Below are 24,122 nucleotides of genomic sequence, written 5' to 3'. Positions count from 1 at the left end.
GGCGCTGGCGCTGCCGATCCCCAATTTCTCAAGTATCTTGCCGAAGAATCCCATGATGCACTCCTGTGTTGTTGAAAACAGCATGATCATACTTGGGCATCCGCCTGCCGATGTGACAGGGCTGTCCAGCAATGCGCCGAACGACAGCGCCAGTCAAGCTGAGAAGCAACAGAAACCAGGCAACTGACACATCGTACGTCGGGTGGACGCCAGATTTTTTACCCCACCCGGGCGTTCAAGCCATCAAAGCAGGTGCTCATGACCAGTTCGATGATTTCTTCGTCACTGTGCAATTCGCTCATCTTCAGGAACTCCAGCACCGGGTCGCAGGCACGGGCGTACAAGGTGTAGAGCACGGCAATGGCGGGTAGTTTGGGGTTGAGGGTGCCCTGCGCCTGCGCGGCTTCGATCCAGCCGCCAAGGCGGTCGCTGACCTCGATCAGGCCGTCGGTGTAGTCCTTGTTGCCGATCAAAGCTGCGCGCAGGCTGGAATTCTGGCTCGGCAAGGACGGCATTTCCCCGGCCAGTTTCAGGCCCATGGTCCAGGCCACCACGGTGCGCAAATTGTCCATGGGGGCAGCGTCTGCTGGCAAACTGTCCAAAAATGCCTGAGCACGGCGCATCACGCTCACCATGGCGGCTGCGGCCAGGTCTTCCTTGCTGGGAAAGTGCTTGTACAGGCTGGCCTTGGCAATTCCAACGTCGGCTGCGACCTCATCGACGGTCATGGCCTCAAAGCCCTTGCTGGCGAGCAAATGGTTGACCGTTTGAATGATGGCCTCTTCGCGTGCCTGCAGCATTTGCACTTTGAATGAGACCCTGGGGAGGTTGCGAGTAACCATATTGAAAATGTTGCTTTTAAAATGCGAAAAATTGATATCAATGGCAATTGATAATACTATGAAGTTGATTTGTGACCAATTAGTATTTAAATAACATCCAAAGTCTAAAGGAATAAACGTGCCATTGAAGGTTGCCATTGTCGGGTCAGGGATTTCAGGTCTGGCGGCCGCGCACGCGCTCGGCAATCGGGCCGAGGTAACCCTGTTCGAGGCGGGTGGCTACTTTGGCGGCCACACCCACACGGTGGACATAACCCTGCCGACGCGCCAGGGGCCGGTCACGCATGGCGTGGACACCGGTTTTCTGGTGTTGAACGAGCGCACCTACCCCAATTTGCTCAAGCTGTTCGCCGAACTCGGCGTGGCCACCGCCAAGTCGGACATGTCGTTCTCGGTGCAGGCATTTGACCCGGTTCATGAGCGAGCCCTTGAGTGGAGCGGCTGCAACCTCAACACGGTGTTTGCCCAGAGAAGCAATCTGGTCAATGGCCGCTTTTTGGGCATGTTGCGCGACCTGCTGCGCTTCAACGCGCTCACCACCCGCATTGCACTGGATGGCACCGAGGCCGAGCTGGCGCAGCCGCTGGGCGATTTTCTGCAGCACCACAAGTTTGGCAGCGCCTTTTGCGACTGGTATTTTTTGCCCATGATGGCCTGCATCTGGAGTTGCCCGACCGCGCAGATGCTGCAGTTCCCGGTGGCCACCATGGTGCGTTTCTGCCACAACCACGGCTTGCTCCAGATCACCAACCGGCCCCAGTGGTGGACCGTGCAGGGCGGCGCCAAACATTACGTGGAAAAAATCACTGCCACCATCCGGGACAAGCGCCTCAACAGCCCCGTGCGCAGAATCGAAACAGTCAGCGCAACGCCCACCCTGGCTGCTGGCGTTCGCATCAGCACCGACGCCGGCCAGGAGTATTTCGACAAGGTCATCATCGCGACCCACGCCAATCAGGCCCTGGCCCTGCTTGCCACGCCGAACGCGCTGGAGCAAAGCGCGCTGGCTGCCATCCGCACCCAGCCCAATCGGGCGGTGCTGCACACCGATGTGTCGGTATTGCCCAAGCGCCAGGCCGCCTGGGCGGCCTGGAATTATGAGCGCGCACCCGCCACGCTCAAGGAGAACGCCCGGGTTTGCCTGCATTACCTGATCAACCGCCTGCAACCTCTGCCCTGGGCGCAGCCGGTGCTGGTGTCGCTCAATCCGGCCCGCGAGATTGACCCCGCCAAAATCCTGGGCGAACATGACTACGCCCACCCGGTGTTTGACCAGGCCGCAGTGGCAGCGCAAGCGCAGATGCCCTTGTTGCAAGGCGGGCAAAACCGCTATTACTGCGGTGCCTGGATGGGCTACGGCTTTCACGAAGATGGGCTCAAGGCGGGGCTGGCAGCTGCCAGACAAGTGCTGAGCGACGCTTCCGCCTCAGGAGCGCAGCCATGACAGCCCAGGCCCTGATCGGCTTTGGCGAAGTGCGCCACGCGCGCACCCGTCCGGCGGCCAATGCCTTTGTTTACCCCACCTATTTCGTGATGCTGCCGCTGCGCAGCTTGAGCCAAACGTCGCCGCCAGCAGGCAGTGCCTGGGCCATCAACCGGTCTGGGCCGATCAGCTTTTTTGAGACCGACCACGGCGACGGCCGCGCGCCAGCGCAGGGGGGGGCCATCGCCTGGCTCGACGAACTGCTGCACAGCGCCGGCATTTTTGACGCGACCGGTGAAGCCTGGCTGCACACCTACCCGCGTGTGCTGGGCTACACCTTCAAGCCGGTGAGCTTCTGGTATTGCCACCGCGCGCCCGAAGACCAGGGTGGCGCCCTGCGCGCGGTGGTGGTCGAGGTCAACAACACGTTTGGCGAACGCCATTGCTACCTGCTCGATGCGCCGCGCTACGGTGTAGAGCAACGTGCCAGCAAGGTGTTTCATGTGTCACCCTTTTGCGAGGTTCAGGGACATTACCGCTTTCGTCTGATGCGCACCTTTGGCCCTGGCCCGCAACGCACCGTGGCCCGGATTGATTATTTTGATGTGGATGCCAGCGACCCGCAAGCCAGCGTGCTGTTGCAAACCAGCGTCAGCGGCGCGCTGGAGCCCATCACCCGGGCGGCGTTGCGCCGCGCCCTGTGGCGCTACCCGGCCATGACTTTTGGGGTGATGGCGCGCATCCACTGGCAGGCGCTGCAGTTATGGCTGAAAAAGGTGCCGTTTTTCCGCAAGCCACCAGCGCCGCATGCGTTCACCACCCGCTGACATCTGATCCAAACCAAGAGAATTCATTCAATTTTCCAACGCTCAGACCTGACCATGAACACAGCCACTTCTGTTGCCCCCCGCTACGCGCTTCCCCAGCATGCCCCCGCCTCGGCGCGCGCCGGGCTGCGCCTGCTCGACAACCTGCGTCACGGCACCCTGACCGTGGTGTTGCCCGATGGTTCGCACCGGCGTTACGGCGAGCATTCGCACCAGCACGCCCTGCCCAGCCCGCAACACGCCTGTGCCACCCTTAAACTGCACAACTGGAAAGTGTTCGCAGCCGCCCTGAAATCGGGCGACATCGGCTTTGCCGAGAGCTTCATTGCGGGCGACTGGAGCACGCCCAACCTGACCGAGTTGCTCAAGCTGTTTGCGGCCAACCGGACCGCCATGGAGTCGGTCATCTACGGCACCTGGGGCGGCCGCCTGCTGTACCGGTTCAAACACCTGCTGCAACACAACAGCCGCGCCAACAGCCGTAAAAATATTCACGCGCATTACGACCTGGGCAACGACTTTTACCGTTTGTGGCTCGACGACACCATGAACTACTCATCGGCCTGGTTTGACGGCGATTTTTCACAGCCGATGGCGCAGGCCCAGACCGCCAAGGTGCGCCGTGCGCTGCAGATGGCGCACGTCAAGGCCGGCGACCGCGTGCTGGAAATTGGCTGCGGTTGGGGTGCGCTGGCTGAAGCGGCAACCACGGAATTCAAGGCCTCGGTGGTCGGTGTGACCCTGAGCACCGAGCAACTGGCCTACGCCCGTCAGCGCCTGCAAGGCCTCGGGATCAGTCTGGGTGCCGACAAGACGGCCGACTTGCGCCTGCAGGACTACCGTGATATTGCCGATGCGCCTTTTGACGCCATCTGCTCGATTGAAATGGTGGAAGCGGTGGGCCGCGCCTATTGGCCGCAGTATTTTCAAACGCTGAGTCGCCTGCTCAAACCCGGTGGCCGCGCCTGTGTGCAAAGTATCGTGATCAGCGACACGCTGTTTGAGCGCTACATCAGCGGCACCGATTTCATCCAGCAGTACATCTTTCCGGGCGGCTGCCTGCCGTGTCCGCGCGAGTTCCACCTGCAGGCGCAAGCTGCCGGGCTGGTGGTCGAAGACGAATTTGCCTTTGGTCTCGACTATGCCGAAACGCTGCGCCGCTGGCGCGATGCGTTTGAGGCGCGCCAGGCTGAGGCCGCCGAACTCGGGTTCGATGACCGCTTCATGCGCATTTGGCAGTTTTACCTGGCGTATTGCGAAGCGGCCTTTGAGGTTGGCAACATTGACCTGGTGCAGTACACCCTGGTCAAGCCTGCGCCATGAAACACGCCGCCAAACAAGCGTTGCTGGCCGGGGCTGCCGGGGTCTTGAGCCTGCAAGTCTGGGCCACCAGCCTGCCCCCAGCTTTGCGCGGGGCTCTCCCGACGGCGGCGTTGGCGGGCCAGGCCAAGCTGACCTTCTGGGGATTTGAGGTGTACCAGGCCACGTTGTGGGTGGCGCCGGGTTTTAGCGCCAACCGCTTCGCCGAGCATGGCTTTGCCCTCGAGTTGGCCTACCTGCGCGACTTCTCCGGCGCTGACATCGCCCGGCGCTCTTTGGCCGAGATGGAGCGCCAAACCCCGATCAGTGCCGACCAGGCCCAGCGTTGGGGTGACCAGATGCGTGCGCTGTTTCCCGATGTCAAGACTGGTGAGCGCCTGACCGGACTGCATCGCCCCGGCGCCGGCGCACGCTTTTTGCACAACGGTCGGGTGGTGGGCGAGATTGTCGATCCGGAATTTGCCCGCCTGTTTTTTGGCATCTGGCTGTCGCCCAATACCTCCGAGCCCAAGCTTCGCCTGGCGCTGTTGCAGCAGCTGACGCCCGCCACTGGGGCAGCCCCGGCCACGCCATGACGGCATCCGGCGCCAGCTTCAGCACCCGGGACGGCTGGCGTTATGGCCTGCTGGGCCTGCCGCTGGCGTTTTGCGCGCTGCCGCTGTATGTGCTGATGCCAAACATGTACGCGCGCGAATGGGGCGTGTCGCTGGCCGCGCTGGGGGCGGTGTTGCTGGCAGCAAGGCTGCTCGATGCCGTGCTCGACCCCTGGCTGGGCCGGGTTTGCGACCGCCTCTATGCCCGTTCCATCGCGGCCGTGTTGACATTTGGCGCAGCCGCGGCGGCGCTGCTCGGCCTGGGATTCTCTGCCATTTTTGTGCCCCCGGTGCGCGCGCCTGACGCCCTGCTGCTGTGGGCCGGCGGCTGGCTGGTGGTGACTTACCTGGCCTACAGCGCACTGGCCGTGGCGCACCAGTCCTGGGGCGCCATGCTGGGCGGCGATGCGGTGCAGCGCAGCCGGGTGGTCGCGTGGCGCGAGGGCCTGGGGCTGGTGGGCGTGGTGCTGGCGTCTGTTGCCGCCAGCCTGTTGGGTGTGCCGGTCATGCTGGGCTTGTTGTGGTTGGGCCTGGTGTTGGGCTGGTGGGCGTGGTCGCGCGCGCCCAGGCCGCTGCGCCCTTCAGGCGCCGGTCAGGCAACACCGCTGGCCCGCAGCGCAAAAGTCATCAGCCTGTGGCACCCGTGGCAGCACAGGGATTTCCGGCGCCTGCTGGCCGTGTTCATGCTCAACGGCATTGCCAGCGCCATACCCGCCACGCTGGTGCTGTTTTTTGTGCAAGACCGCTTGCAGGGCTCCGAGGCGCTGCAGTCGGCCTCGTTGGGCCTTTATTTTGTTTTTGCCGCGCTCTCCATGCCGCTCTGGTTGCGTGGGGTGGCGCGCTTGGGGTTGGCGCGCAGCTGGCTGCTCGGCATGGGGGTGTCGGTGCTGGTGTTCTTGTGGGCCACCCAATTGGGTGCCGGCGACGGCGCGTGGTTTCTGGTGGTGTGCGCCCTGTCGGGCGCTGCCCTGGGCAGCGACCTGGCGTTGCCCGGTGCCATGTTGGCGGGCCTGATTGACGACGCGGGTGACCGCGGCCGCGCCGACGGCAGCTATTTTGGCTGGTGGAACTTTGCCACCAAGCTCAATCTGGCGCTGGCCGCCGGGCTGGCGCTGCCGCTGCTGGGCTGGCTGGGTTATGCCCCCGGCACGCGCGAACCGCAGGCCCTGCTGGTGCTTACCGTGGCCTATTGCCTGTTGCCCTGCGTGCTCAAGACCGGGGCTGCGCTGCTGCTCTACTTTTCTTTTATCCAACCTGCGGCCCGGCCGCTTCCAACATGAAACGACGCTCTTTACTGCTGGCTGGCGCCATGACTTCAGTGCTTGCCATGACCGGCTGCAGTGCACCCAAAGTCACCGACTATGCCGCGCAAAAACCCGTGCTGGAACTGCGCGACTACTTCAACGGCACGCTCGATGCCCACGGCATCTTTACCGACCGCTCCGGCCAGGTGGTGAAGCGCTTTACCGTGGTCATGGTGTGCAGCTGGCAGGGTGACCAGGGCGTGCTCGACGAAACCTTCAGTTACTCGGATGGCACCACCCAGCGCCGTGTCTGGCGGCTGCAAAGCCTGGCAAACGGCCGTTTCACGGGCCAAGCCGATGACGTGGTGGGCACTGCCGAGGGTCAGCAAAGCGGCAACGCCTTTCACTGGACCTACACGCTGGCGCTGCCGGTTGACGGCCGCGTCATCGAGGTGCAATTTGACGACTGGATGTACCTGATGACCGACAAGGTCATGCTCAACAAGGCCGCCATGCGCAAGTGGGGCGTGGGCCTGGGCGAAGTCACCCTGACTTTCATCAAGCGATAAGCATGGCACTGAACTCGCGGATGGACAACTGGGTGGGCCGAAGAGTCTGGCTGGTCGGCGCCTCCAGCGGCATTGGCCGCGCCACTGCCCAAGCCTTGCACGCGCAGGGAGCGCTGGTGATTGTGTCGGCGCGCGATCAGGCGGCGCTGGATGAATTTGTCAGCCTGCACCCTGGTGCCCAGGCCATGGCGCTCGACGTGACCGACGCTGCTGCCGTCCAGCGCGCGGCCCAAGCGCTGTTTTCCCAAGGCGCGCTTGACGCCATGGTGTACTGCGCCGGCCACTACCGCGCCATGACCGCAGACCAGCTGGATTTGCCCGAACTGCTGCGGCACAACCAGGTGAACTACGTGGGCGCCTTGCATGTGCTTGACGCGGTGCTTCCCGGGCTCCTGGCGCAGCCCGCCGGCGGGCGCGGGCACATCAGCCTGATGGGCAGCGTGGCGGGTTATCGGGGCCTGCCCAACAGCCTGGCCTACGGACCGACCAAGGCCGCGCTGATCAACCTGGCCGAGACACTTTACCTGGACCTGCACCACCAGGGGGTGGGCGTGTCGCTGATCAACCCTGGCTTTGTCGAGACGCCGCTGACGGCGCAAAATGAATTCAAAATGCCGGCGCTGATCAGCCCGGAGCAAGCCGCGCAGGCCATTCTGCAGGGTTGGGCAAAGGGCCGCTTCGAGATCCATTTCCCCAAGCGCTTCACCTTCTGGCTGAAAGTGCTGCGCTGCTTGCCTTACGGGTTATTTTTTGCCCTCACCGGGCGCCTGAAATCAAGTTGATGGTTGCCATGAAAAATGCTGTTGATGCCATCGTGCAAGCTTTTGAGACCCTGGATCCCAGGCACATTGACACGCTGGCCGCGCTTTATGCCCCTGATGCCCGCTTCAAGGACCCGTTCAATGAGGTGCGCGGCTGGCCCGCCATTGCGGCCATTTTCCGCCACATGGAGGTCAGCCTGGACAACCCGCGTTTTGTCATCACCGGGCGCATCGTCGATGGCCGGCAATGTTTCCTGACCTGGGAATTTCATTTTGCGTTCAAGCGTTATGCCGTGGGACAACCGCAGTGCATTCTGGGCGGCTCGCATCTGGTGCTCGACGAGGCTGGGCGCATCACGCTGCACCGCGACTATTGGGACGCTGCTGAAGAGCTGTATGAAAAGCTGCCAGTCATTGGCGGCCTGATGCGCTGGCTCAAGCGGCGCGCCAACGGCTGAGCCGGGCAGGCAGCGCCGCGCCCGTCGTCCCTGGCGGCAGCTTAAACTGCGCTCACCTTCACTTTGCACTTTGGTCCCATGCTCCAGCCCGTCAACGCCCAAGCGGCCAACTCAGCCGCGCCAACCCGGCCCACTGAAGCCATTCGCGCCCTCTTCAGCCAACACGGTGTGCGTGATGTGGAGTGCATCTTCCCCGACATTTCAGGTTATCCGCGCGGCAAGCTGATGCCCGCCGCGAGCTTTTTGGCCGCTGGCGAATTGCGCATTTGCCAGGCGATTCCAATGCAGGCGGTGACGGGTGACTACTCTTACAACCCGGTGTTTCCCGACTCGGATCCTGATGTGCGCTTGCTGCCCGACTACCGCACGGCGTCGCTGGCGCCCTGGGCCAGCGTGCCGCGCGGGGTGGCCATCCACGATTGCATGGAACTTGACGGCACCCTGTGCCAATTTGCACCGCGCAGCATTCTGAAGACCGTGCTCGCCAACTATGCTGCCCTGGGTCTGACACCGGTGGTCGCGCCTGAAATCGAGTTTTACCTGACCGCCCCCAACGCCGATCCGGCGCAGCCGCTGCAAGCACCCGCCATGCGCGGCGGCCGAGCTGAAGTGGGTCAAAGCGCGTTCAGCCTCAACATGCTCAATGAACTGGCGCCGTTCTGGAACGAACTGCGCGACGCCTGCCAAACGCTGGGCATTGCCACCGACACCTGGATCCATGAAGTGGGCGCCACGCAATACGAGATCAACCTGATCCATGGCGATGCCGTGGCGGTGGCCGATCAGGCCTTTCTGTTCAAGTACGCGGCCCGTGAAATTGCGCTAAAGCATGGACTCAATGCGGTCTTCATGGCCAAACCCATCGCTGGCAGCGCCGGCAGTTCCATGCATTTGCACATCAGCGTGGTCGATGCGCAGGGCGACAACGTGTTCAGCCTGCCCGATGGTGGCGAAAGCCCCCGCCTGGGTCATTTCATCGCCGGCTTGCAAGCGCACCTGCCCGATCTGATGCTGATGCTGGCGCCCAACGTCAATGCCTACCGGCGTTATGTGTCAGGCAGCCAGGCACCCATCAATTTGCAATGGGGTTATGACAACCGCACGACCGGCTTGCGCATACCCGCCAGCGGCCCGGCGGCGCGCCGGGTGGAAAACCGCGTGGCCGGAGCCGATGCCAACCCCTATCTGGCCATCGCGGCCTCACTGGCGGCTGGTCTCAAGGGTCTGCAAGAACAGCGCACCCCGTCCGCGCCGCAGGCAGGCAATGGGTACGACCAAGCCCACAGTCTGCCGCGCAGCATGGAGGCTGCGCTGCAAAAAATGCAGCACAGCAGCATCGCCAGAGAACTGTTTGGAGATCAATTTGTCACGGGTTATTGCGCGGTCAAGGCGCTTGAACTGGAGAGTTACCAGAGCGAAATCAGCGCCTGGGAGCGGCGCTTTTTGTTGCCGCAGGTGTAGTCCGGCCCAGGCGATCACGCCTTGCGGGCGGCCCAAGCCTTTACGTCTGGTTACACGATGCCAGACGGTGGCGCCCTAGAATCTTTTCATGAATCAATCAAGATACTTTGTGGGCCTTGCGCTGGTTGCCTCGGCGCTCGGCACGGCCGCGCTCGCTGCGGATGTGGGTGTTTCAGTCAACATCGCCCAACCCGGTTTTTATGGCCGCATTGATATTGGTCGTGTGCCTGGCCCGGTGCTGATTTACCCGCAGCCCGTCATCATTGAACAGCGCACGGTTAACGTGGTTCGCCAACCCATTTACCTGCATGTGCCACCGGGCCACGCCAAGAACTGGCGCAAGCACTGCCGCCACTACCAGGCTTGCGGGCAGCCCGTCTATTTTGTGCAGGACGGCTGGTACCGCGATGTGTACGAGCCGCGTTACTACGGCGACTCAGGGCGCCGCTACGATGACCGGGAGAGTCGTTACGACGACGGCGAGCGGGACAACGGAAAGCATAAAAAAGGCCACGGCAAGCATTGAGGCGTTGGTACGCCCACAAACCTTGGGCGCAACCGGTCACAGCGTGCGGGTGCGTTTGAATCTTTCGGTGGCAGCCACCAAGGCGGTGGCAATGCCAGGCTCAAAGGCGGCGTGGCCTGCATCCTCAACCATCTGAAAACTCGCTTGGGGCCAGGCTTGGTGCAGGCGCCAGGCTGACAGCGCCGGGCACACCACGTCGTAGCGCCCCTGAATGATGACCGCAGGCAGGTGCGCGATGCGCCCCACGTTGTCAATGAGCTGGTCGTCCGCCAAGAATGCCTGGTGCAGGAAATAATGCGCCTCCAGCCGGCCAACACCCAGTGCCACGGCATCCGAGCCAAACTGGTCGGCCACTTCAGGATGGGGCAGCAAGTACAGGCAGCTACCCTCATAACGGCTCCAGGCGCGCGCTGCCCGTTCGCGCTCCTGCGGGTCATCTCCAAACAGGCGCCGGCCAAAAGCTTGCAGCAAATCACCGCGTTCGGCTGGCGGAATATGTGCCACAAACGCCGCGTGTTCCTTGGGAAAAATCCAGCGGATGCCGTTCAGGAACCAGTCAATTTCTGGCCGGGTACACAAGAATATGCCCCGCAAGATGAAGCCGGTGCAGCGCTCGGGGTGCGCCTGGCCATACGCCAGCGCCAGGGTCGAACCCCACGAGCCGCCAAACACCAGCCATTGCTCAATACCCATCAGCACGCCCAAGCGCTCAATGTCGTCAATCAGCAGTGGTGTCGTGTTTTGCCGCACTTCACCCAGCGGTGTGGACTGACCGGCGCCGCGCTGGTCAAACAGCACGATGCGATAGCACGCCGGATCAAAAAACTGCCGGTGTCTGGGTGACAGGCCCGCACCGGGACCACCGTGCAAAAACAGCACCGGCACGCCTTGCGGGTTGCCGCATTCCTCCCAGTACAGGGAGTGCAGGTCGTCCACGGCCAGGCGACCGCTGCGGTAGGGTTGAATCGGCGGAAACAAGGGATCCGGGGAGTGAATCATGGTGCTGGCTAAAAATGGCTGGAGCACCCATTGTCAGACTATCGGGCACTCAGGGGAGCCATTGCGCCATCTTTCGATAGTGGCTATCAATCCATTAGCAAATACCAATTGGGCAAATCAATAGCCAGGCGCTAACATTCATCCTGTGCTGATCGAAACGCTCTATCAGCAAATTGTTTTAAACCTCAGGAGTTCACCATGACTGCAACCGCCCGCCCCGAAATCAAGACCATGGCCAATCTGGAAGCTGCCTTTGCCGGCGAATCCATGGCCCACATCAAGTACCGTTACTTTGCCAAGCTGGCGCGTGAGATGGGCGACGAAGACACCGCCCGTACTTTTGAAGAAACCGCCGACCAGGAAGTGATGCATGCGTTTGGCCACCTCGACCTGCTTTATCCCAAAGCCAGCATGACCCCCGCCAAGGCGCTGCAGATTGCAATTGACGGCGAGACCTACGAGTACACCGAGATGTACCCGGGTTTTCGCGCCACCGCCGAGGCCGAGGGCCATGCCGCTGCCATGGCTGAAATGGACGAGCAGATCGAAGAAAGCAAAGTGCACGCCGCCCAGTTCAAGGCCACGCTCGAAAAAGCGCAAAAACGCTTTGCCGCGCTGGCCAAAGTGGAAGAGCGTCACGCCAACCACTACAAGGCCCAACTGGCCAAAGTGGCCGCCTGAGCCTGCCCCGACCCTTTACCGACCCCAACATTCAAACTGGAACAACACCATGAAATCATATATTTGCATCGTTTGCGGCTTTATCTATGACGAGGCCGCCGGCCGCCCCGAAGACGGCATTGCGCCCGGCACCAAATGGTCGGACATACCCGAGAACTGGGCCTGCCCTGACTGCGGTGTCGCCAAGGCCGACTTTGAGGCGGTTGAAATCTGAGACCTTGCGGGACAGATCTTTAGCTCTGTCCCCAACACTTTAAGCTTGCGGGACAGCTTAGCGCTCTCCTCAACAAATTTTGAAGAAAACACCATGACGAAACCGATCATCATCATTGGCGCGGGCCTGGCCGGCTGGACCACGGCGCGCGAGTTGCGCAAACTGGACAAAACCACGCCGCTGCTGCTGATCACGGCCGACAGCGGCGACTTTTATGCCAAGCCGTCGCTGTCCAACGCCTTTGCCCAAAAGCGTGGCCCGGGACAATTGGTCACCACCCCGGCGACGGGCATGGCAGAGAGCCAGAATGTCACGCTGCAGGCGCACACCCGCGTCACCGCCATCGACTCCCTTAACCAAACCGTCCACACCAGCGCGGGCGAGTTCGCTTATGTCAAGCTGGTGCTGGCCACCGGCGCGCAGCCGATCCGCATCCCCATCGCGGGTGACGCCGCCAGCGCGGTGCTGTCGGTCAACTCATTGCAGGACTTTTCACACCTGCACGAACGCCTCACCGATGTCCAAGGTGCAGCAGAAGCGACTGACGCCAAAAAGCACATTGTGATCATGGGCGCCGGGCTGATTGGCTGCGAATTTGCCAACGACTTGATCAGTTCCGGGTTTGCCGTCACGGTGGTGGACCCGGCGAGCGCTCCCATCGCCGCATTGCTACCGAAAGGCTTGGGTGAGCAACTGGGTGAGGCACTCGCCCGTCAGGGCGTGGTCTGGAACTTTGGCACCACGGTGCAAAGCGTGGACCACCAGGGCAACACAAGCAGTGCATTCAACGTGAAACTGGCCGGCGGTCAAACGCTGGTGGCCGATGTGGTGCTCAGCGCCATCGGTCTGCGTGCCGACCTGAGCCTGGCGCAAGCCGCCGGGCTGCAGTGTGAGCGCGGCATTGTGGTGGACGCGCACTTGCAAACCAGTGCACCCAATGTTTATGCGCTGGGGGACGCCGCCCAATACGTCAACGGTCGAACACTGCCCTACGTCATGCCCATCATGCACGCCGCCAAAGCCCTGGCTGCCACCCTGTTGGGTCAGCCGACCGCCGTGCAGTTTCCGTTGATGCCGGTGGCCATCAAAACGCCGACCTTGCCGTTGGTGGTGGCTGCGCCAGCACCCGGCACAGCGGGGCAGTGGGCGCAAAGCGAGCCTGGTGTCTGGCTGTTTACCGATGCGCACCAGGCCTTGAAAGGTTTTGCCCTCAGCGGCACGCACACCAGCCGTCGCGCCGAGTTGGTCAAACAGGTGGTTTGAGCCCAGCCCTGGCCCAGGCGCAAAAGTTAAAACTGCCGCGCCTGCAGGGTCTGCAAAGCTTCAACGAGGGCTGATGTGTCAAGGCATACAATTTCTTTTCGTGCAAAAACAAATATCGGCCCTGTGGGGTCAGTTGATTATCCGCAGGAGACTCCATGACGCAAGCCGCACCAGCCACCCCCGAAGACAAACGCGCCGAATTGCGACGCGCCGCGCTGGAGTACCACCAGTACCCCGTCCCGGGCAAGATCGCCATTGCGGCGACCAAGCAGCTGGTCAACCAGCATGATCTGGCTCTGGCCTATTCACCTGGTGTGGCCATACCCTGCGAGGAAATCGTCAAAGACCCCAACAACGCCTACAAGTACACCAGCCGGGGCAACCTGGTGGGCGTGGTGACCAACGGCACCGCAGTGCTGGGTCTGGGCGACATCGGGCCGCTGGCGGGCAAGCCGGTGATGGAAGGCAAGGCCGTGCTGTTCAAGAAATTCGCCGGGATTGATGTCTTTGACATCGAGATCGACGAGAAGCACGACCTTGACAAACTGGTGGACATCATTGCCTCGCTGGAGCCAACCTTTGGCGGCATCAACCTCGAAGACATCAAGGCGCCCGACTGCTTTTATGTGGAGCGCAAATTGCGCGAGCGCATGAAGATCCCGGTGTTTCACGACGACCAGCACGGCACGGCCATCACGGTGGGTGCGGCCATTCTGAACGGTCTGAAGGTGGCGGGCAAGGAGCCCAAGGATGTGAAACTGGTCACCTCAGGGGCTGGCGCGGCTGCGTTGGCCTGTATTGGCTTGCTGGTCAAGCTGGGCATTCCCCATGAAAACGTCTGGGTGACCGACCTTGCCGGCGTGGTGTACGAGGGCCGGCTCGAGTTGATGGACCCTGACAAAGCCATTTATGCGCAAAAAACCGATGCCCGCAAGCTGGGCGAAGTGATCGACAACGCCGATGTCTTTTTGGGCTTGTCGGCCGGGGGTGTGCTGAAAGCGGAAATGGTCAAGCGCATGGCGCCCAATCCGATCATTTTTGCGCTGGCCAACCCCACGCCAGAGATCACGCCCGAGGAAGTCAAGACCGTGCGCGACGACGCCATCATTGGCACCGGACGCTCGGATTACCCCAACCAGATCAACAACATCCTGTGCTTTCCGTACATCTTTCGAGGCGCCCTGGATGCCGGTGCCTCGACCATCACGGTCGAGATGGAAATGGCCGCCGTGCACGCCATTGCCGAACTGGCGCAGGCCGAGCAAAGCGAAGTGGTGGCCGCAGCCTACGCTGGTGAACCGCTGGCCTTTGGCCGCGAGTACCTGATTCCCAAGCCGTTTGACCCGCGTCTGATGATGAAGGTGGCGCCGGCGGTGGCGCAGGCGGCTTTCGACAGCGGTGTGGCGCTGCGCCCGATCACCGACATGGACGCCTACCGGGAAAAACTGCAGAGCTTTGTCTATGCTTCAGGCACGGTGATGAAGCCGATCTTTACCGCAGCCAAAAAGTCGCTCAAGAAGCGCGTGGCTTTTGCCGAGGGCGAAGAAGAACGCGTGTTGCGCGCCGCCCAAATCGTGGTCGATGAAGGCCTGGCCATGCCGACCCTGATCGGCCGCCCCAAAGTGATTGCCGAGCGCGTTGAAAAGTTTGGTTTGCGGCTCAAGCAGGGCGTGGACTACGACGTGGTCAACGTTGAGCTCGATGAGCGCTACCGCGATTTCTGGCAAAGCTACCACCGCATGACCGAGCGCAAGGGCATGACGGCACAGGTGGCCAAAATTGAAATGCGTCGGCGCCTGACGCTGATTGGCAGCATGCTGCTGCACAAGGGTTATGTCGATGGCCTGATTTGCGGCACCTGGGGCACCACCTCGGTGCATTTGCAGTACATCGACCAAGTGGTGGGCCGGCGCGCTGGCGTCAACACCTATGCCTGCATGAACGGCTTGATGCTGCCCGGGCGTCAGGTGTTTTTGGTCGACACCCATGTCAACTACGACCCCACCGCCGAGCAACTGGCTGAAATCACCGTGATGGCCGCCGAGGAAATGATGCGTTTTGGCATTCCTCCCAAAGCTGCTTTGCTGTCGCACTCGAACTTTGGCAGCAGCGACCAGCCCAGCGCCGTCAAAATGCGCGATACCCTGGCGCTGTTGCACGCGAAGGCGCCCTGGCTCGAGGTCGACGGCGAAATGCACGGCGATGTGGCGCTCGATGGGGCATCGCGGGCCAACCTGATGCCCAACAGCACACTGCACGGCGACGCCAACTTGCTGGTGTTGCCCAACATCGATGCTGCCAACATTGCCTATAACCTGCTCAAAATGGCGGCGGGCGGCAACATTGCAGTCGGCCCGGTGCTGCTCGGCGCGGCAAAACCAGTGCATATTCTGACCGCCAGCACCACCGTGCGCCGCATCGTCAACATGACCGCCCTGACGGTCGCCGACGCCAACGCGACGCGTTGACACCGCTGGCCCGCTCGTCCAAAAGGGCCGGGCCAGTCGGCACTTAACCCTTATTTCCATGGCCTGAATCGCCCATGAAATGGGCAGCGGCTTGCATTTTTTTGCCGAATCGACGACACTAGCACCTCAAATGTTCGGGTTTACCCGAATTTTTTATTGGAAATTGAAGCAATGTCGTCGTTGAACCGTTTTAAGTTGGTGTTGACTGGCTTAACCCTTGTTGCGGCCTTGCTTGTTGGCGGATTACAGGCTAAAGCCCCCCCGCCAGTGGGTCTGCAAAGCACGATCAGCTTGGCTGAGTTGCCGAGCCCCGGTGTAGAAATTTACAGGCGCATCCATCAGGGAGGTCCGTTTGTCAGTGAAAAGGATGGTTCCGTTTTTGGTAACCGGGAGCGTTTGCTGCCCGCTCAAAAACGTGGTTTTTACCGTGAATACACCGTCCCGACACCCGGTTTGACGCATCGGGGTGTGAGGCGGATCGTGTGTGGGGGTGAGGCCAAATCGCCAGAGGTCTGTTATTTCACCGCTGACCACTACGCCAGTTTTCGTCAGATTGCGCCCTGAATTCGAATTTTTAGTTTTTAAATTGTGAAAAGAGAATCAAAAATGTTACCTAGTCAAACCACTGCCGAGCCCCAGCTCAAAAGCGTCTCGGAGACGATTTTGAAGGGTGTTCGCCCCAACATCGTGCAGTCGATCCGGGCTTTTCGGGTGCAAGACCTGCAAGAGGCCGCGATTGCCATGGACCAGCATTTTCTGTATGCCAATATTGCGAACGCCCAGAGCAAGCAAGATGTGCTCGACATGATTGGCCAGCAGTTCATGCTGACGGTTTCGGTCGGCAAGAACTTTGACTCGCTCTACGACAGCATGACCGACCCGGTGCACAAATCCGGGCCACAGCCCGGCTTTATCGTGGTGCTGGAGCATATTCCTGCACACGCCAAGTTTGACAAGGAAGCCCGCGAACAACTGCTCGACATCTTTCGCGACACCGCCGACTACTGGGGTGACCGCAAGATTCCGTTCCGTTGTTTCTATTCTTTTTCCGTGGCACGGGCCGCGTTCACAGCCAAAGGCGACCACGCCCAGATGTCGGGCAACCCGCCGACCTCCGGCATTGAATTGCTCACGGAAAGCGGCGAAAAGATGCCCACCGACAAGCTGCTCGACATCTCGCCGCAGGCGCTGCGCATGAGCAGCCCGTTCAACGCGGGCTACTGGACCACCGCCTGATGTGATGCCTGCGCGCTGGCCACGGCCAGCGCCAGCCGCAGGTACTCGTCCACCGGCACCTCTTCGGCGCGCCGCTGCACATCAAATTCCCCGGCAAAGCTTTTCGCCTGCAACCAGGCACCCAGCGTGTGGCGCAACAATTTGCGCCGCTGGCTGAAAGCCACCTGCACCAGTTCGCTCAAAGCCTGCTCGTCCAGCGTCGCCGCATCCGGGCGCGGCACCATGCGCACCACGGCACTGTCCACGCGTGGCGGCGGATCAAAGCTTTCGGGCGGCACAAACAGCACGTTTTCCATGGCGTAACGCCATTGCAGCATCACGCTCAAGCGACCATAGGCGGCGGTCGAAGGCCGCGCCACCATCCGGTCAATCACTTCTTTTTGCAGCATGAAGTGCTGGTCTTCGATGATGTCCACGTACTGCAGCAAGTGAAACAGGATCGGCGTGGAGATGTTGTAGGGCAGGTTGCCGACCACGCGCAACCGGGGCGCTGCCTGCGCCTGCGCCAGTTGCCTGAAGTCCACTTTCAACACATCCGACTCAATCACCCGCAACTGGGCATGACTGCGCAGGCGCTGCGCCAGATCACGGTCCAACTCAATGACCGTCAAGCTGCCCAGGCGCTCAACCAGGGGCTGCGTGAGTGCCGCCAGTCCCGGGCCAATTTCAACCATGGCCTGGCCCGGCTGCGGGTCAATGGCCTGAACAATGGCCTCAATGATGCCGCCATCGGCCAGAAAGTGCTGGCCAAAACGCTTGCGCGGGATGTGCTTTCCGTGCTTCAACTCGGCTCCGTTTACTGCGGCGGCTGGCGCAGTTCGACGTAGGCGCGGCTGCGTTGCTCCTGCGTCCAGAGGCGCAAGGCCTCATCCAGTTTTTTCTCTCGAAGCAGCGCGCGCACCGCCTCGCGTTGTTCGGCCTGGCTCAGGCTGACTTGCCGGCGCTCCATCAACTGGATCAGGTGCATGCCAAAGCGTGACAGCAGTGGCTCACTGACTTCACCCGGCGCCAGCCGGTTCATGACAGCTTCAAACTCCGGCACAAACATGCCCGGATTGGCCCATCCGAGGTCGCCGCCCTGGGTCGCGCTGCCGTCCTGGGAGAATTCACGCGCCAGAGCGGCAAAATCGGCCTGCCCTGCCTGCAGCTGCTTTTTGAAGTCGAGCAAACGTGTGCGCGCCTGGGCTTCGCTGACCTGCGCCGACGGGACGAGCAAGATATGGCGCGCGCGGCTTTGCGTGACCGCCATGGCAGGCATGCCGGCATTTCCTTTGGTGATGACCTTCAGGACGTGAAATCCCGCCGGAGAGCGCACCACTTCAGACACCTCGCCCTGGGCCAGCTTTTGTGTTGCCTCGACAAATAAGGTCGGCAGGCGATCGGCGGTTCGCAAACCCAGTTGGCCGCTATTGGACTGTGCTGACGGATCAGACAATTCGCGCACCAGCAGCGCAAAGTTTTCGCCAGCGCGCGCCCGCTGCATCGCCTTGTCAGCCCGAAGCTGCAAGCTCTGCACCTGCTCGGCCGAGGCGTTTTCAGGCACGGCGATCAGGATATGTGCCAGATTGATTTCCAGTTTGCCCAAATCCTGCACGCTTTGCTGTTCCTGCAAATAGGTGTCAATGTCAAGCTCTGACACCCGCACCCGGGGCGCCACGTCACGGTCACGCAAACGCTGAAGCAAAATCTGATCGCGCAGCTGAGCCCGGAACTGGCTTGCGGTCATGCCATCGGCCTCGACCCGGCGCATCAGCGTTGCGACATCGATTTGGTTTTGAGCCGCAATGTTTTGCGCGGCCAGGTCAATTGCAGAGTCTTCAACCCGAATGCCGGATTCGCGCGCCAGCTGCAGTTGCGTTTTCTGGCTGATCAGGCTCTCCAGAATATCGGCAGCCAGACGCTGGATGTCGGGTCGGGGTCGATTCTGTGCCGCCATCTGTTGGAGCACCCGCCGGATTTCGCGTTGCACCTCGGTATTGGTGATCGTCTCCGAGTTGACGATGGCCACGATAAAGTCCGCCGTCGCCGGGTTGCTGGCGGCAACCGGTGCGCTGGTGCCGGGTGGCAGGCGCAAGCCCTGGGCCTGCGCCTGGGCAACAAGCAAACCGGCCACAACGGCGCTGGACAAAAATTTAAGGCGGACAGTCATGATGGTTCAATCGTAATTGCTGAAACGGCTGGGCTGGCCACCAGGGACACGCAGGCTCTGGTAGCCGGGAATATTTTCTTTGAGTGACTTGAGCGGACTCACCCCCAACCTGCCGAAGCCCACAAACTCCAGCTGGAACATGATGCTCTGGGTGGCGGTGGAACTGCTGGTTTGCACGCGGTCCAGCACGATGCGCCCCAGCCAGCAGCCGGCATCGTACTCAAAGCCCAGCAGGGCGTTGACCAGCGTTCTCTCGTCCAAACTGTAGTTGAGCCGGCCCACACTGTACCAGCGTCCTTCACCCTGGCCCTGACCGGGGCCCAGGTTCTGGCCACGATCGCCCCACAGGTCATTGAGCGGCCACTGCCAGCCAATGTCAAACTGCTCACTTGCATCACGCTGGAAACGGTAGGCTGCCGCGACGTTTCGGTAATTGCCCGGGCGGTAGCGCGCACTCAGGGTTGAGCGCACCGACTCCCCGGTGGTGGGGTTGAATTGCGTGGTGCCCTCAACGCCCCAGCGCGGATCCCAGTTGATGGCGCCCGCCAGCAACAGGTCGCTGGCGCCTCTTTGCTGGATTTCGCCACCGGGCAGGGTGACGTTCTGGTCGCGAAACAGAATGCGCTGGGCCACCCCGACACGGGCGGTTTCAGCTCCGGTGTCTGGGTTCAGAAAACGTGAGGTCACCCCCAGCGTGAGCGCATCGCTGTCAGAGATGCGGTCGTTGCCAACAAATGCACTTTCCGCATAGATGGTGGACAGATTGAAGTCATTGGCACCCGAATCGTAGTTGGGCAGCTGACTCTGGTCGCGAAACGGCGTGTTGACATAAAACGCCCGTGGCTCCAGCGTCTGGCGCAGGTTGCGGCCAAACAGCTGGGTGTCGCGCTCGAACACCAGGCCACTGTCCACGCTGAGTGTCGGCAGGATGCGACTGAAAGCCGTGTCACCATTCGCCAGCGGCGTTTCAAACTGGTACTGGGTGGCGTGCAATTGCAGTTTGGGGGTCAAGAACCCGGCCGCAGTTTTCACCGGGTAAGTGGCCTGCAACAGCCCAAAGGCGCGCTGGCCATTGGCCTGGCCAGTCAGGTTGGCGTCGGATTGAAAACGGGTGTAGTCAGCATCGAGCACATAGTTGACGCCCGCCACATTGTTGCGCGCGTAACGGGTACTGAGCTGTGGAAGCCGGTCGTAGGGCGGAATGATGGGTGCTGCGTCGTCTTGCAGGGTTTGCCACTTGAGCGCGCGCACAGTGCTGGCCCAGGCCCCGTTGCGCCACGCCAGCGTGGCGTCGTTGGCCAGCAGGCGCTGGGTCAGCGAGTCATTGTTGAGGGAGAAATCACGCCAGTAATTGTCATCGCTGACCTGGTTGAGGCTCAGGTTCAGTGCCGCGCCATTGTCGGTCCAGCTGCTGGGCAGGCGCGCCTGGTGGTTAAAGTTCAACCCCCAGCGGTTGGCGTCACGCAAGCGGTCAGAGGGCATCCAGTCTAGCCGCGCGGTTCCCGTATAGTTCTCTTCCAGATAGCGAAATTCAGTGCCCAGATTCACCCCGCGCTTGCTCATCAGGGTCGGTGTCAAGGTGGCATCCCGGTTGGGCGCAATGTTCCAGTAGTAGGGCACCGACACCTCGGAGCCATTGACGGTGTCGAGCCCGATGGTGGGCGGCATCAGACCCGACTTGCGCTGGTCGCTCAGCGGAAAACTGATGTAGGGCACGGGCAATAGCGGCAGCCCCTTGAAGCTGAGCAGGGCACCGGTGGCGGTGCCCACATCTTCTTCGCTGTCCAGGGTAATGGTGCTGGCTTTCAAAATCCAGTCCGGCATCCAGCTTGGACCCGGCAGGCGCGGGCAGGTGGTGAAGGTGGCGTTCAGGATGACCGAGCGCTGCGCGTCCAGAAAATCAACCCGGTCGGCCTGGCCATGGGCATTGTTGCGCAAGAAATGGTAGGTTGGCTGAATGAAAAAACCTTCAAAAGCATCCACCCGAAGCTCCAGCAACGGCCCCTCATAAACGTTGCCAGCGCGGTTGATCAGCACATGGCCAGTGGCCTTGGCCAAATCGGTGGGCTGGTCATACTCCAGGCGGTCGGCCTTGATCACCGTGTCGCCGCGGCGCAACATGGCATTGCCTTCCACCACGGTTTCCAGATCCGTGCGGCCCGTGATGCGCTGGCCGGTGACAAAACTGGGCAAACTGCTGCGCACCTCGGGCGCAATCTGCTCCTGCAACATCGGGCTGATCTTCAGATTCAAAGGCGCATCAGGGGCCGGTTGGGCCGCCACCCTGGCCGACTGAAGCAGCATGACCAGCACACTCAGGTGCAGCGGGAGACCGCGACCATATCCCCGCAACACAGGCTTGTCAGACTTCAAAAATCGCATTTGAAAGACGCGCATGGAGCATAAGGAGTAACGGACATGAGGTAAGCGCGGTTGATCGGTGGTCAGATTTGTAGAATGGATTATCCATGAGCCACGACACCCCCCCCATAGCCCCCACCCGCCCCGCCATTGCCTGGAGCAATGCCGCCCGCGCCGAACAATTCACGCATTGGCTTGCTGCCACCGCAACCCGGCACGGCTTGCAGCCTGAGAGCCTGAGGCTGGCCTCGGCCGATGCCAGTTTCAGGCGCTATTTCCGCATCGATGCCCAGGACGGCAGCCGCATCATCATGGACGCGCCGCCCGACAAGGAAAACAGCGCGCCCTTTGTCAAGGTGGCCGCCCTGATGCACGCCGCCGGGGTGCACGCGCCGCAGGTGCTGGCCTGGGACGAGCCGTTGGGCTTCATGCTGCTCACCGACTTGGGCGCGCAGACCATGATGCAGGTGATCAACCGTGAACAGCCCCAAGCCAATCTGCCGCTGTATCTCCAGGCGGTCGATGCGCTCATCGCCTGGCAAATGAGCTCCAGGCCAGACGTGCTGCCGCCCTATGACGAAGCGCTGCTGCGCCGCGAGCTGGAACTGTTCCCCGACTGGTACATCACGCGGCACAAGGGCGTGATCATTGACGCTGCCATGCGCCAGACACTCGACAAGAGTTTCGAGGAGACCATTCGCCAGAACCTGCGCTGGCCCAGCGTTTTTGTGCACCGTGATTTCATGCCCCGAAACCTGATGGTGGGACACACACCAGCCGACCCCCTGGGTGTGCTCGACTTCCAGGACGCGGTCTACGGCCCCATCACCTACGACATTGCCAGCCTGATGCGCGACGCCTTCCTGAGCTGGGACGAAGACTTTTGCCTTGACATCACCATCCGCTACTGGGAAAAGGCGCGCAAGGCCGGCCTGCCGGTGGGCGATGATTTTGGCGAGTTTTACCGTGGCGTGGAATGGATGGGCCTGCAGCGCCACCTGAAAGTGGCCGGCATCTTTGCCCGCCTCACGCTGCGCGACGGAAAGCCGCAGTACCTGGTCGACACGCCGCGTTTTATTGCCTACATTCGCACCACCTGCGAGCGCTACCGCGAGCTCAAACCGCTGCTGCGGCTGGTGGAAAAGCTCGAAGGCATTGAGGTGCCCAATGTGTTTGGTTTTGGGCGGCAGTAAAAAATGACCGCCGTCCCCCTGTCCTGGCAGCGTAAACTGCTCTCAAAATCAAAAGGACAGGGATGACGCCAGAGCAACAGGCAAGACTTAGCATTGACGCGCTGTTGCAGCAAGCGGGCTGGCATGTGTGCGACATGGCCAATGCCAACATTCACGCATCGCGCGGCGTGGCACTGCGCGAGTTCCCCCTCAATACCGGCTACGGTTTTGCCGACTACCTGCTCTACATCGACGGCAAGGCCGCAGGTGTGATCGAGGCAAAAAAGGAAGGCGCCACGCTCACCGGGGTCGAAGTGCAGTCTGCCCGTTACGCTCAGGGCCTGCCCGCCGCGCTCCCGGCCTGGCGCCGGCCCTTGCCTTTCAGCTACGAGTCCACCGGCATCGAGACCCATTTCACCCAGGGCCTGGACCCCGAGCCGCGCGCCCGCGCCGTGTTTGCTTTTCATCGGCCCGAAACGCTGGCGGCTTTCCTCAAAGGTGCGCCCGCAACCAGCGTCATCCACACAGGCCCCGGCAACCCGCAGGTCGCCCAGGATGCCGGTTTTGCAAGTCCCACCTTTCTGGCCCGCCTGCAATCCATGCCGCCGCTGATCGAAGATGGCCTGTGGCCCGCGCAAATCATCGCCATCCGCAACCTGGAAAAGTCACTCAAGGCCAACAAACCCCGCGCCCTGATCCAGATGGCCACCGGAAGCGGAAAAACCTACACCGCTATCAGCTTCATCTACCGCCTGATCAAGTTTGGCGGTGCCAAACGTGTGCTGTTTCTGGTGGACCGGGGCAACTTGGGCCGGCAGACCAAAAAAGAGTTTGACCAATACACCTCGCCCTACAACAACTTCAAGTTTGGCGAGGAATACATCGTCCAGCACCTGCAAAGCAACCAGCTCGACACCACGGCCAAAGTCACCATTTGCACCATCCAGCGGCTGTTCAGCATGCTCAAGGGCCGCGAGCTGTCACCCGAAGACGACGAGCAAAGTGTGGACGGCTTGGGCAACTTGTTTGCCAAGCCCGACCCCATTGGCTACAACCCGGCCTTCCCTATCGAAACGTTTGACATCATCGTCACCGACGAAGCCCACCGCAGCATCTACAACCTGTGGCGCCAGGTGCTGGAGTACTTTGACGCCTACCTCATCGGCCTGACCGCCACGCCCAGCAAGCAGACCTTTGGCTTTTTCAACCAGAACCTGGTCATGGAATACGGCCACCCGCAGGCCGTGGCCGATGGCGTCAACGTCAATTACGACGTCTACCGCATCCGCACCCAGGTGAGCGAACAGGGCGCACAGGTGGAGGCGGGCTATTCCGTGGGTTACCGCGACCGCCTGACGCGTAAGACCCGCTGGCAAGAGCTGGACGAAGACATGGCCTACGACGCCGACGCGCTCGACCGCGCCGTGCAAACGCCTGACCAGATACGCACCATCGTGCGCACGTTCCGCGACAAGCTGCCGCTGGAAATATTCCCCGGCCGCACCGAAGTGCCCAAGACCCTGGTGTTTGCCAAAGACGACAACCATGCCGAAAA

The 24,122-nt window shown here is 61.5% G+C and carries 23 protein-coding genes and 1 pseudogene; 19 read left to right on the top strand and 5 right to left on the bottom strand.

Features of this window, described 5'->3' with window-relative positions:
• A partial coding sequence (locus GPS82_RS02415; RefSeq protein WP_296490618.1) for a hypothetical protein occupies positions 1-187 on the top strand: 187 nt, incomplete at its 5' end.
• A 31-nt stretch (positions 188-218) separates the two neighbouring features.
• On the opposite strand, the gene GPS82_RS02410 is transcribed toward GPS82_RS02415, so the two are convergent.
• Positions 219-842: a TetR/AcrR family transcriptional regulator gene (locus tag GPS82_RS02410; protein WP_296490617.1), complete on the bottom strand. Its 624-nt coding sequence runs from the start codon at positions 840-842 to the stop codon at positions 219-221.
• A gap of 124 nt (positions 843-966) precedes the next feature.
• Between GPS82_RS02410 and GPS82_RS02405 the strand changes: the two genes are divergently transcribed.
• The 10 genes from GPS82_RS02405 (at position 967) to GPS82_RS02360 (ending at position 10,024) form a co-directional block, all read left to right on the top strand.
• Complete coding sequence (locus GPS82_RS02405; RefSeq protein ID WP_296490651.1) at positions 967-2,286, top strand: FAD-dependent oxidoreductase; 1,320 nt, start codon at positions 967-969, stop codon at positions 2,284-2,286.
• Positions 2,283-3,092 carry a DUF1365 domain-containing protein gene (locus GPS82_RS02400; RefSeq protein WP_296490616.1) on the top strand — a complete coding sequence of 270 codons (810 nt, stop codon included), beginning with the start codon at positions 2,283-2,285 and terminating at the stop codon, positions 3,090-3,092. The genes GPS82_RS02405 and GPS82_RS02400 overlap by 4 nt, the downstream gene beginning before the upstream one ends.
• 54 nt (positions 3,093-3,146) lie before the next feature.
• Positions 3,147-4,415 carry a cyclopropane-fatty-acyl-phospholipid synthase family protein gene (locus tag GPS82_RS02395; protein WP_296490615.1) on the top strand — a complete coding sequence of 423 codons (1,269 nt, stop codon included), beginning with the start codon at positions 3,147-3,149 and terminating at the stop codon, positions 4,413-4,415.
• Positions 4,412-4,987, top strand: a complete 576-nt coding sequence (locus GPS82_RS02390; RefSeq protein WP_296490613.1) for a chalcone isomerase family protein — start codon at positions 4,412-4,414, stop codon at positions 4,985-4,987. Before GPS82_RS02395 ends, GPS82_RS02390 begins: the two co-directional genes overlap by 4 nt.
• Entirely contained in the window at positions 4,984-6,285 is a 1,302-nt protein-coding gene (locus GPS82_RS02385; protein WP_296490611.1) for an MFS transporter, read from the top strand. The genes GPS82_RS02390 and GPS82_RS02385 overlap by 4 nt, the downstream gene beginning before the upstream one ends.
• On the top strand, positions 6,282-6,818 hold the full coding sequence (locus tag GPS82_RS02380) for a DUF3833 domain-containing protein (protein ID WP_296490610.1): 537 nt from the start codon (positions 6,282-6,284) through the stop codon (positions 6,816-6,818). The genes GPS82_RS02385 and GPS82_RS02380 overlap by 4 nt, the downstream gene beginning before the upstream one ends.
• Positions 6,819-6,820: 2 nt before the next feature.
• Complete coding sequence (locus GPS82_RS02375) at positions 6,821-7,600, top strand: SDR family NAD(P)-dependent oxidoreductase (protein ID WP_296490609.1); 780 nt, start codon at positions 6,821-6,823, stop codon at positions 7,598-7,600.
• An 8-nt stretch (positions 7,601-7,608) separates the two neighbouring features.
• Positions 7,609-8,037: a nuclear transport factor 2 family protein gene (locus GPS82_RS02370; RefSeq protein ID WP_296490608.1), complete on the top strand. Its 429-nt coding sequence runs from the start codon at positions 7,609-7,611 to the stop codon at positions 8,035-8,037.
• A 78-nt stretch (positions 8,038-8,115) separates the two neighbouring features.
• On the top strand, positions 8,116-9,498 hold the full coding sequence (locus GPS82_RS02365; protein WP_296490607.1) for a glutamine synthetase family protein: 1,383 nt from the start codon (positions 8,116-8,118) through the stop codon (positions 9,496-9,498).
• Positions 9,499-9,586: 88 nt separating this feature from the next.
• On the top strand, positions 9,587-10,024 hold the full coding sequence (locus GPS82_RS02360; protein WP_296490606.1) for a hypothetical protein: 438 nt from the start codon (positions 9,587-9,589) through the stop codon (positions 10,022-10,024).
• A gap of 36 nt (positions 10,025-10,060) precedes the next feature.
• Here GPS82_RS02360 and pip read toward each other — a convergent pair whose 3' ends face one another.
• Complete coding sequence (pip, locus tag GPS82_RS02355; RefSeq protein ID WP_296490605.1) at positions 10,061-11,023, bottom strand: prolyl aminopeptidase; 963 nt, start codon at positions 11,021-11,023, stop codon at positions 10,061-10,063.
• Between the two features lie 198 nt (positions 11,024-11,221).
• Here pip and GPS82_RS02350 point away from each other — a divergent pair, with 198 nt between their 5' ends.
• The 6 genes and pseudogenes from GPS82_RS02350 to GPS82_RS02325 form a co-directional block, all read left to right on the top strand.
• Entirely contained in the window at positions 11,222-11,704 is a 483-nt protein-coding gene (locus GPS82_RS02350) for a rubrerythrin family protein (protein WP_296490604.1), read from the top strand.
• A 49-nt stretch (positions 11,705-11,753) separates the two neighbouring features.
• A complete protein-coding gene (locus GPS82_RS02345) occupies positions 11,754-11,918 on the top strand; it encodes a rubredoxin (RefSeq protein ID WP_296490603.1) in 165 nt (54 codons plus the stop codon).
• A gap of 93 nt (positions 11,919-12,011) precedes the next feature.
• Entirely contained in the window at positions 12,012-13,181 is a 1,170-nt protein-coding gene (locus GPS82_RS02340) for an FAD-dependent oxidoreductase (protein ID WP_296490602.1), read from the top strand.
• Positions 13,182-13,336: 155 nt separating this feature from the next.
• The gene (locus tag GPS82_RS02335; RefSeq protein ID WP_296490601.1) at positions 13,337-15,649 is read left to right on the top strand and encodes an NADP-dependent malic enzyme; all 2,313 of its coding nucleotides are present in this window, start codon (positions 13,337-13,339) and stop codon (positions 15,647-15,649) included.
• A gap of 156 nt (positions 15,650-15,805) precedes the next feature.
• Positions 15,806-16,213, top strand: a complete 408-nt coding sequence (locus GPS82_RS02330; protein WP_296490600.1) for a ribonuclease domain-containing protein — start codon at positions 15,806-15,808, stop codon at positions 16,211-16,213.
• Between the two features lie 42 nt (positions 16,214-16,255).
• Positions 16,256-16,696: pseudogene (locus GPS82_RS02325) on the top strand (barstar family protein); the annotation flags it as partial.
• A 170-nt stretch (positions 16,697-16,866) separates the two neighbouring features.
• Here the strand turns inward: GPS82_RS02325 and rsmA are convergent.
• The 3 genes from rsmA to GPS82_RS02310 are packed head-to-tail and all read right to left on the bottom strand — an operon-like array spanning position 16,867 to position 21,431.
• Entirely contained in the window at positions 16,867-17,670 is an 804-nt protein-coding gene (gene rsmA / locus GPS82_RS02320; RefSeq protein WP_296490599.1) for a 16S rRNA (adenine(1518)-N(6)/adenine(1519)-N(6))-dimethyltransferase RsmA, read from the bottom strand.
• Between the two features lie 11 nt (positions 17,671-17,681).
• A complete protein-coding gene (locus GPS82_RS02315; RefSeq protein ID WP_296490597.1) occupies positions 17,682-19,034 on the bottom strand; it encodes a peptidylprolyl isomerase in 1,353 nt (450 codons plus the stop codon).
• 6 nt (positions 19,035-19,040) lie between these two features.
• Complete coding sequence (locus GPS82_RS02310; protein WP_363716886.1) at positions 19,041-21,431, bottom strand: LPS-assembly protein LptD; 2,391 nt, start codon at positions 21,429-21,431, stop codon at positions 19,041-19,043.
• A gap of 71 nt (positions 21,432-21,502) precedes the next feature.
• On the opposite strand from GPS82_RS02310, the gene GPS82_RS02305 reads away from it, so the two are divergent.
• A complete protein-coding gene (locus tag GPS82_RS02305; RefSeq protein WP_296490595.1) occupies positions 21,503-22,588 on the top strand; it encodes a phosphotransferase in 1,086 nt (361 codons plus the stop codon).
• Positions 22,589-22,650: 62 nt separating this feature from the next.
• Positions 22,651-24,122, top strand: a 1,472-nt coding sequence (locus GPS82_RS02300; RefSeq protein ID WP_296490593.1) for a DEAD/DEAH box helicase family protein, incomplete at its 3' end; no start/stop codon positions are given.

Origin of the sequence: Rhodoferax sp. (assembly GCF_011391645.1) — a bacterium.
Taxonomy (GTDB): domain Bacteria; phylum Pseudomonadota; class Gammaproteobacteria; order Burkholderiales; family Burkholderiaceae_C; genus Rhodoferax.
Note: the sequence above shows the minus strand (reverse complement) of the source record. Positions and strands in the feature narration are given on the sequence as shown.